Raw genomic sequence first — 8,255 nt, forward strand, 5'->3', positions numbered from 1 at the left:
CGACTTCCATGATTGCCTCGGAATCGAGGCCGGAGCCCTCGATTCCTTCCATTGGGACCAAATTTAGGAGCTCCAGAGCAAGAGACTTCAACTGGGCGTTCGAAAGGAACTCGCCCGGATCTGTTAGAATACGTTTGAGTTTTGGTAATCTCATCACGCATTCATTCGGGCAGAGGGTGAATCACTCACCTGATTCACCCGCTTCACTCAATACGACGTGTCAGCCATCGGGCCATTGAGCCAGAATGGACAACTAGCGATAATATTAGAGAATCTAACATATAGTGACAGTCTCTATATTTATTCGTCACTCAAAGAAAACACAGAGTATGTGCTCGTAGCGCTATCACTTATATCCGAGCTGTCCAAGTCGATCTTCAACCACATCCGATACTTCAGTATGGGCTGTCTCTCCTTTGGGCCAAGATGGTAAAGAGTCAACCAACGTATCGTAGACATCTGCAGGAAGTTCTACACGCTGTTCTTTAGGAAGACGATAACCAAGTGTTACATCTTGTTCTTTTGATACAACTAATTTGGATTGGCCGTTGTAAATTGCTTTCTTTTCGCTCCCGTTTCTACAGCCTTCGACGATAGGTTTGCGCGACTCGGGGATTTTGTCATACAACGAGTAGCCTGACATCTCTATTCCGTCAATCCCAACAGCATCAAGCAGCGTCGGTGCGATGTCGATAAGCGAGATATCGCCTTCAAGCAACCAGTCCGCATTCGTCAACAAGGGGACTCTTGCCACTTGTTCATATGGTGTACCACCATGGTCGACACATCCCGTTCCATTAAATAATTCAACATCAGTCTCCACATGTTCCCACATTGCCTCACCGTGATCAGATGTCACGATAATTAACGGATCCTCAACAGTCGATTCAAGTTTATTAACGAACCGTTCAGTAGCATCATCAACGTGATCAACAGCGGCACGATATAGCCGACGCCGGTTAGCGCGATACTGTTGGCAGGTCTCGTCACAGTCAGGTTCGGTTTTAAAATTCCAGTTTTTGATATTTTCAATTGATCTATCGACAGAATGTTTCTTCCAATACTGTTCCGGTGGCTCTACTGGAATATGTGGATCTGCCAGATGGAGAAGTGCGAATGTTTGATTTCTTCCATCGACCCAATTAAGATACGCATCGAACACATCCTCCGCTTTCGAGTTTACCTTATGAAACAGGGTATGTGTGTGAAATCGTCCAGCGATTGCTACGAACGGGGTGTCATGTCCAAAACCCCCATAGGTTTCATATCCGGCACCAGCTAGCAACTCTGTGAGTGTGGTTCGACCATCATCCATCCGTGGCGGCAGGGTAAATTGATCTGACTCGCTGGTTCCAGCTCTTTCTATTGACGCACCGTGTTCATGCGGATATACGCCCGAAATAAAAGATGACATCGCTGGAAATGTCCACGTTCCCGGCGTTATTGCGTCCGTTCCATTCAAATGCGAAAGAAAAGGGGTTGTCTTATCATCAATATGATCAGCGCGGAGGGCGTCAACGACGACACAAACAATATGTTGAGGAGCATTCTCAACTGGCTGGTTATCTGGAAGTTTTTTCATTCTAAACTGCCGATCGGCCCGTTGGGTTTGATAGAAGTCATACGGGACTGACAGCAGTCGTTTCACCGATGGAGGAAGAGTCTCAATCAACGACCGTTTAATATTCACAGGGGGCTAATTCTTTTATACTGTGTTGAATCTTTTCAATAACCGAGCCATCTCTAATTAGTGAAGTAACATTAAATCGAGGTAGTTCTGATTACTTTCGAAACATTGTACGACCAAGATGTCGACAAGTATTAGAAGTCAGCCCACACATTCGGTCTCAAATGCGGAGAGCATTAGTTACCGGTGCTGCAGGCTTCATTGGTTCACACATCGTGGACGAACTACTTGATCAAGGGTGGGAAGTTTGTGGTCTCGACGATCTGTCGACCGGTGATCTTGAGAACTTAGAAAGAGCACACAATTCGGATTCGTTCACATTCGTTAGGGGAGACGTTCGTGATCGAACAACGGTAATAAATGCGATCGGCGAAGCCGATGTTATCTTCCATCAGGCCGCACTCGCATCCGTTCCAGACAGTTTCGAAGATCCGCAAGCCGTGACAACACGAAACTGTGCTGGCACGGCGACGGTGATGGATGGTGCTGTCGACAGGGACGTCGAGAGTGTCGTTATTGCTTCGTCGGCAGCAGTATACGGATCCGGTGACCCGCTGCCAAAAAAAGAGGGCCAACCAGTCGAACCAGAGTCACCGTACGCAGCATCGAAATACTACGCTGAGAAAATGGCTCGTCAAGTTGGGGGCCAAGCTGGCATCAATGTTGCTGCACTGCGATATTTTAACGTATTTGGTCCTCGACAAGATCCAGAGGGAGAATACGCAGCAGTCATTCCAAAGTTTATTACCTTATTACTGAACGGGGAGCGACCAGTAATCTTCGGGGACGGTGAGCAGTCAAGAGACTTTGTGTTTGTGAAAGATGTCGTAGCAGCAAACCTCGCTGTAGCGACAGGGAGCTGCTCAGGGGTATTCAACGTGGCAAGAGGAGAGTCAGTGACAATCAATGAACTTGTAGAGATAATAAATGAGATTCTTGATATGAACTTGGAGCCAATGTATGAAGATCCAAGATCCGGAGATATTCGCCATTCCTGTGGGGATATCTCAAAAGCGCGCAAAATTCTTGACTATGAGCCCAGCATAACCTTTGAAAATGGAATAAAACAAACGATTAATTCGCTTCGGACTTCACAAGATGGTTGACCCTGACAGCTCTTCGCCGACCGAAGAGATCTCTATTGAAAATTTAGATATCGCACTTGCACACTGGCATATCAACTCATGGGGGGGTGCCGAGTATGTAATAACAAAAATGGCGGAAATAATCGATGAAACGACCGTCTACACTGTCGGTGAGCCGGATCCGGAGTCCGAGAACCCCTACGGAGCCATCGAGTTTCACAATGTGGTCGATGATCTTCCAGAGTCAACTGCGAAACTACGCTCTCGTCTCGGCCGCCCAGCGGAGTACAGCATCTGGGAAGATGTCGACTGGCAATCGTATGGGTCACCTGATGTTCTCATCACTTCAGGATCAACCCCGCGAGCAGTTATCACCCCTGGTAATACAATACATATTAATTATTGTCACTCACCACCACGTTGGTTTTATGATCTCTATCACGATCGTAAAGACTCCTTTTTTGGCCGGTTAGCCCGACCAGCAATTCGATACCTACGAACACGGGACAGTGCCATCGACAACCGTGTCGACCATTACCTCGCCAACAGCCCCATCATCGCTCGTCGTCTCTGGAAATACTACAAACGTGGTGCTGAAGTCGTTTATCCACCGGTGGAAATTAATCGATATGAAAATCGTGGCGACGAGGGGTTCTACTTCCATCTCGGACGACTTGATTCCGAAAAGGGAATAGAAGCCGTTATTAAGGCTTTTGACGAACTCAATGAGCAAATTATTTTTGCTGGCGGTGAGGGCGATGCAGATATGATCGGTCAGATACGAGCCGCCGACAATATGGAGTATGTAGGCTTTATTTCTGAAGATGCGAAATATGATCTCCTCGGGCGCTGTCGGGCAGTCGTATTCAATGGTCGCAACGAGGATTTCGGGATTGTTCCGATTGAGGCCAACGCGAGCGGCAAACCCTGTCTCGCTAGAAACGATGGGTTTCCTGGACTATTCGTCGAAGCGGGCGAGAACGGCCTGCTCCACGGCGGGTCGGCGGCGTCGATCCGTGCCGCGGTTGACCGGTTAGAAGCCAAGGGGGTGGCGGCTGATCCAGCATCGTTCGTCAACAGGTTTTCGATGTCGGCGTTCGAAACTCAGCTCTCGGAGTCGATCACGACGGCCTACAACTCGTTCCAGACAAGGTTCACCGTCGAATGAATCGGAGATGCCGAACCGACGATATTATATTTATCGGATAATCAGTGTTGTGCATGTTATTACTACGTCATGTCGTCTCTGAAATACGAGACAATTTTTCGTCATTAAAGTGGTGGCGCGACTGCGTGTTCGTTCCATTCGTCGTCGGATCACTAACGCGACTCTATCCGAGCTATCCGGGCTACGATGAGTCCGTCCACGTGATGGATGAAGACTGGGATACGCTGATCGTTCTTGATGCGTGTCGGGCTGATTTTTTTGAGGAAACCGTCGACACCGGGCGGTTCGATGCATATTCGAGAGCAGTCAGCCTCGGGAGCCACTCCAAAGAGTGGACGCGGAGAAACTTCCAAGGCAAGCAGTTTGAAGATACAGTCTACGTTTCGGCGAACCCACACACGACATTACTGGCAAATGATGCTTTCCACGAACTCATAGAAGTCTGGAAAGAGTACGATGACGTACCGAATAAAATAGATCCAGCCGAGATTGTCGCGACTGCTAAGAAGACCAACGAACGGCATCCCGACAAGCGTCTCATCGTTCATTTCATGCAGCCGCATGGGACTGGAAATCTTGTGCCTGAGACGGAGGATCCGGTTGAGTCGTACCGCGCGACGATCCCTGCTGTGACCGACATCGCCGTCGAACTCGCCGACGAACTCGATGGGAAGGCAGTCATCACCGCCGACCACGGCGAACTGTTTACTTCCGGGCTCCGTGCAAAGCTCGGCATCTACAAACACAAAGCTCGCCTTCGGTTCCCCGGGTTGGTGTACGTTCCGTGGGCCGAAATCGATGGCCAGCGCCGTGATATCTCCGACGGAAAGCTCTCCGAAACCGAGATTAATAAAACTGCCGTCGAACAGCGGCTGCAGGATCTCGGCTATGTGTAACACTCGAAACAAACAGTTCAGACACGGGGCTGAGTAGTACAACGCTTACTATGCGAATTGGGCAAACATCATCGATTGTTTTTGGTGCGAAACTTCTGACGTCGGTGGTGGGGTTCGTTGCAACCCTGTATTTCGCGCGAGTACTTGGCGCGGAAGTGCTCGGATACTACGCATTGGCTCTCGTTGTCGCCAACTGGCTGAAACTGGTTGGCGATGCTGGCATTAGTTCCGCAGTCAAGAAACGCGTCAGTGAAGAAACTGACCCGTCGGCCTACTTTACTGCAGGCCTGATCATGATCGGTGGGTTTGGTCTCGTTGCCTCAGTACTGATAGCTGTGTTCCGTGACACACTAAACTCATATGTGGGTGCTGACGTCGCACCGTACATTATCATTATACTACTGGTGGGGCTTGCAGTCTCGATTACCAATGCGGGATTAGAAGGTAAACGACTAGTACACGTCACGGGGATGTTGAGTCCAGTTCTAACAGGCGGTAGAAGTCTCATTCAGATCGTTCTGGTACTTGCTGGATTCGGACTAACCGGGATGCTCCTTGGGTTCGCTACCGGTGGGTTACTCGTCTTGGTCATCGGGATCGTGATCCTATCAGTTCGGATTCGTCGACCGACCGTCACGCAGTTCCGGAGCCTCTTCGATTATGCAAAATTCTCCTGGCTTGGTAATCTACGGGGCCGGTCGTTCAACGATATCGACATTATCGTCCTTGGCGCGTTCGTCTCGCCGACCCTCGTCGGGATCTACTCTATTACGTGGAACCTCACGAGCTTTGTCGGTGTGTTCGCCTCAAGTATTCGCCAGACACTGTTTCCGGAACTGAGCTATGCGAACGCACAGAAACAGGACGAGCTGTTTCAGACACTGATCACCGACTCGATAGCCTTCACTGGACTTATTGCGATTCCTGGACTGTTCGGATCAATCCTCATCGGGGATCGTCTCCTGCGTATCTACGGCGATGAGTTTACTCGTGGCACTGTTGTGTTAGGATTACTCATCCTCTCGATGCTCATCTACGATTATCAGGCACAGCTGCTCAATGCACTGAACTCGCTTGATCGCCCGGACATTTCTTTTCGTGTCAACTTCATTTTCGTCGGTGCAAACCTGGCTATGAACGTTATGTTCGTACGATCGTTTGGATGGGTTGGAGCGGCGGTAGCGACCGTGGTTGCTGCAACCATTGGTCTCGTCTTGTCACTGTACTATCTCCGTTCGCTCGTCAGGTTCGAACTTCCGGAAGGGGAGATCGGTAACCAGTTAGCGGCGGCGGTAGTGATGGGACTCGTTGTCGGCGGCACACGAGCGGGGGTCGAGTCGGCGTTTTCCTCCATTCACAACATGACATTCGTCGTGGGCCTCGTCGCACTGGGTGCCGGCGTCTACTTCGTGACGCTGCTTTCGATATCAACCAAGTTCCGAACGACGATCCAAGACAACACACCGATTACGCTTCCGTCCGTGTTCCAGTACTGATCTCAAAGGTCTCCGCTTGGAAGGTTTGATGTCAGATTGAGTAGATATAGTGATCATCGTATATATGAGACAGGCTATTGTTGATCCTGCTGATGCTAAGTCTCACTCGGGTGCCGCCGAATTACCGTCAGGCACTCTGTGTATTCAAACAGGCATTTCGCTACGAGCCCAATTTTATCTCGTTCGCTCACATGGCCTGCGCGCTCATTGTGGCTGATGGATGGACTGTCTCTGATCTCTCTGGGCGCCTTTCTCGTCGTGACGAGAAAGAGCGACGCACCTACAGTCGATTCTTCTCGAAGCTGTCCCGTTTCGAGTATTTAAATCCGGCAGGAAGCCGGTATTGAAAGCCTGGTAACGCTGCGTGCAAAGGAGTCAGTTGGCTCCTCGCAGGACTCTGGTATGTGGAAAAGCTTGATCTGGACACCTCTACAGCCAGTGCAGTGTACTCGCTGATCGACGAAGTCGACAGCGAGTCAATAGCCGATGAGTTCGATATTGGCAAATTCAACAAGACACATGACTTCGATAATCACATCAAAATCGCCGTAAGAGAAGGCATTGATCCATCAGATTCGCTCAAGGAACTCGAAGAAACAACCGACTCAGACGACGAAATGAAGAAGATGGCTGCCTCAACCTTCTCCAGATACACGAACGACCGCGACTTAATGAGTACGAAAAGTTTTGTTAGTTACGCTTGATAGAGGAGTAATGGAGCGCTCACGTCGAAAGGAGATTGAGCATCACTTGACTGAGGAAGAAATCGATGAACTGCTACGTGAGGCTGAGGACGATCACCACGTCCGCCGCCTTGGGTTTTTGAAGAATCTCTACCAGGGCGACTCAATCCCGGAGGCTGCCGACCGCGAAGGTCGGTCGGCTGCCACCGGTGGTCGTTGGGCGGATGCTTGGAACCAGGGCGGGTTAGAAGAACTGATGCCGAGTTTCGGGGGTGGCCGGCCCCCGAAACTCGACGAGGATGAGCAAGACGAGCTGGTGGAGATGCTTCGTGACGGCCAACCGTGGAAATCACAGGAGATTCACCATCTTCTTCAGGAGGAGTTTGACGTTTCCTACAGCCCAAACTACCTCGGTACTTTCCTTCGGAACCTCGGTCTCTCGTACGCGAAACCACGGCCAAAACGTCCACATCGACCAGAGAACCCTGATGAAATTCTCGAAGAGCGCGTCGATGACGCGCTCGACGAGGGCGAACAGCCCCACAACAAACATGATGGAGAAGACGACGAAGGGTGGACTGTTGACGATGAGGTCTGCACTGACGGTGGTACCGTTCTCGGATTTTTTGACGCATCAAAGCCACAGCCGTACGATAATTCACGGCGTGTCTGGTACGTTGATGATCCACACATTGAGCGGGAGTTAGTCAAGACGCACGACTCTGCGGTCGGCTTCTATGCACTGAACGGTGAGAGTCTGGTTGAGTTCACCGAAGATGAAAAGAAAGAGCGAATTTGTGGTGTGTTAGAACAGATCCGCGAGCAGAATCCCGGCAAGCGGATTCTGCTCGTCTTGGACAAGCATGGAGCACATAGATGTAGATACACGCGTAAGCGTGCCCATGAACTCGGGATCGACCTGATTTTCATTCCATCAGGCTCACCGCACCTGAATCCAATCGAACAAGTCTGGGACTACCTCAAATGGACGATGGCACCGATCGTTGTTGAGGACGAAAACGAGTTCAAAACCCTCGTCCAGGAAACATTCGAAAAAATAACGCACCGAATCAGCTTCGCAAAGAGTTGGTGTGAGAAGTTCCTTAACTTTCAAAAGTTATCTTAATCATTACGGCGCGGTCGTTCAATTGCTGTTTGCGATCCTCCACACTCCGGAGTTGTACTATCAGCGAGCAGTACAACGAAAACGGCTCAAACACCTCCTACGGAGCGTTATCGC

At 50.1% G+C, this 8,255-nt stretch carries 6 protein-coding genes and 2 pseudogenes; 6 read left to right on the forward strand and 2 right to left on the reverse strand.

The annotated features are described in order from the left end of the window. Positions 1-154 (reverse strand): annotated as a pseudogene (locus tag DP106_RS14740) (ISH3 family transposase); the annotation flags it as partial. Between the two features lie 192 nt (positions 155-346). Continuing rightward, a complete protein-coding gene (locus DP106_RS14745) occupies positions 347-1,690 on the reverse strand; it encodes a sulfatase-like hydrolase/transferase (RefSeq protein WP_120086549.1) in 1,344 nt (447 codons plus the stop codon). A 161-nt stretch (positions 1,691-1,851) separates the two neighbouring features. On the opposite strand from DP106_RS14745, the gene DP106_RS14750 reads away from it, so the two are divergent. The 6 genes and pseudogenes from DP106_RS14750 (at position 1,852) to DP106_RS14775 (ending at position 8,141) form a co-directional block, all read left to right on the forward strand. Then, positions 1,852-2,793 carry an SDR family NAD(P)-dependent oxidoreductase gene (locus tag DP106_RS14750; RefSeq protein WP_120086551.1) on the forward strand — a complete coding sequence of 314 codons (942 nt, stop codon included), beginning with the start codon at positions 1,852-1,854 and terminating at the stop codon, positions 2,791-2,793. Then, a complete protein-coding gene (locus DP106_RS14755) occupies positions 2,786-3,940 on the forward strand; it encodes a glycosyltransferase (protein WP_120086553.1) in 1,155 nt (384 codons plus the stop codon). Before DP106_RS14750 ends, DP106_RS14755 begins: the two co-directional genes overlap by 8 nt. Before the next feature lie 125 nt (positions 3,941-4,065). Beyond that, a complete protein-coding gene (locus DP106_RS14760; RefSeq protein ID WP_120086555.1) occupies positions 4,066-4,836 on the forward strand; it encodes an alkaline phosphatase family protein in 771 nt (256 codons plus the stop codon). A 50-nt stretch (positions 4,837-4,886) separates the two neighbouring features. Next, positions 4,887-6,332: an oligosaccharide flippase family protein gene (locus tag DP106_RS14765; protein ID WP_120086556.1), complete on the forward strand. Its 1,446-nt coding sequence runs from the start codon at positions 4,887-4,889 to the stop codon at positions 6,330-6,332. A gap of 434 nt (positions 6,333-6,766) precedes the next feature. Beyond that, a pseudogene (locus DP106_RS14770) lies at positions 6,767-7,000 on the forward strand (IS4 family transposase); the annotation flags it as partial. Positions 7,001-7,046: 46 nt separating this feature from the next. After that, the gene (locus DP106_RS14775; protein WP_120086560.1) at positions 7,047-8,141 is read left to right on the forward strand and encodes an IS630 family transposase; all 1,095 of its coding nucleotides are present in this window, start codon (positions 7,047-7,049) and stop codon (positions 8,139-8,141) included. The last annotated feature ends 114 nt before the right edge of the window (positions 8,142-8,255 follow it).

The organism is Halonotius pteroides (assembly GCF_003605635.1).
Taxonomy (GTDB): domain Archaea; phylum Halobacteriota; class Halobacteria; order Halobacteriales; family Haloferacaceae; genus Halonotius; species Halonotius pteroides.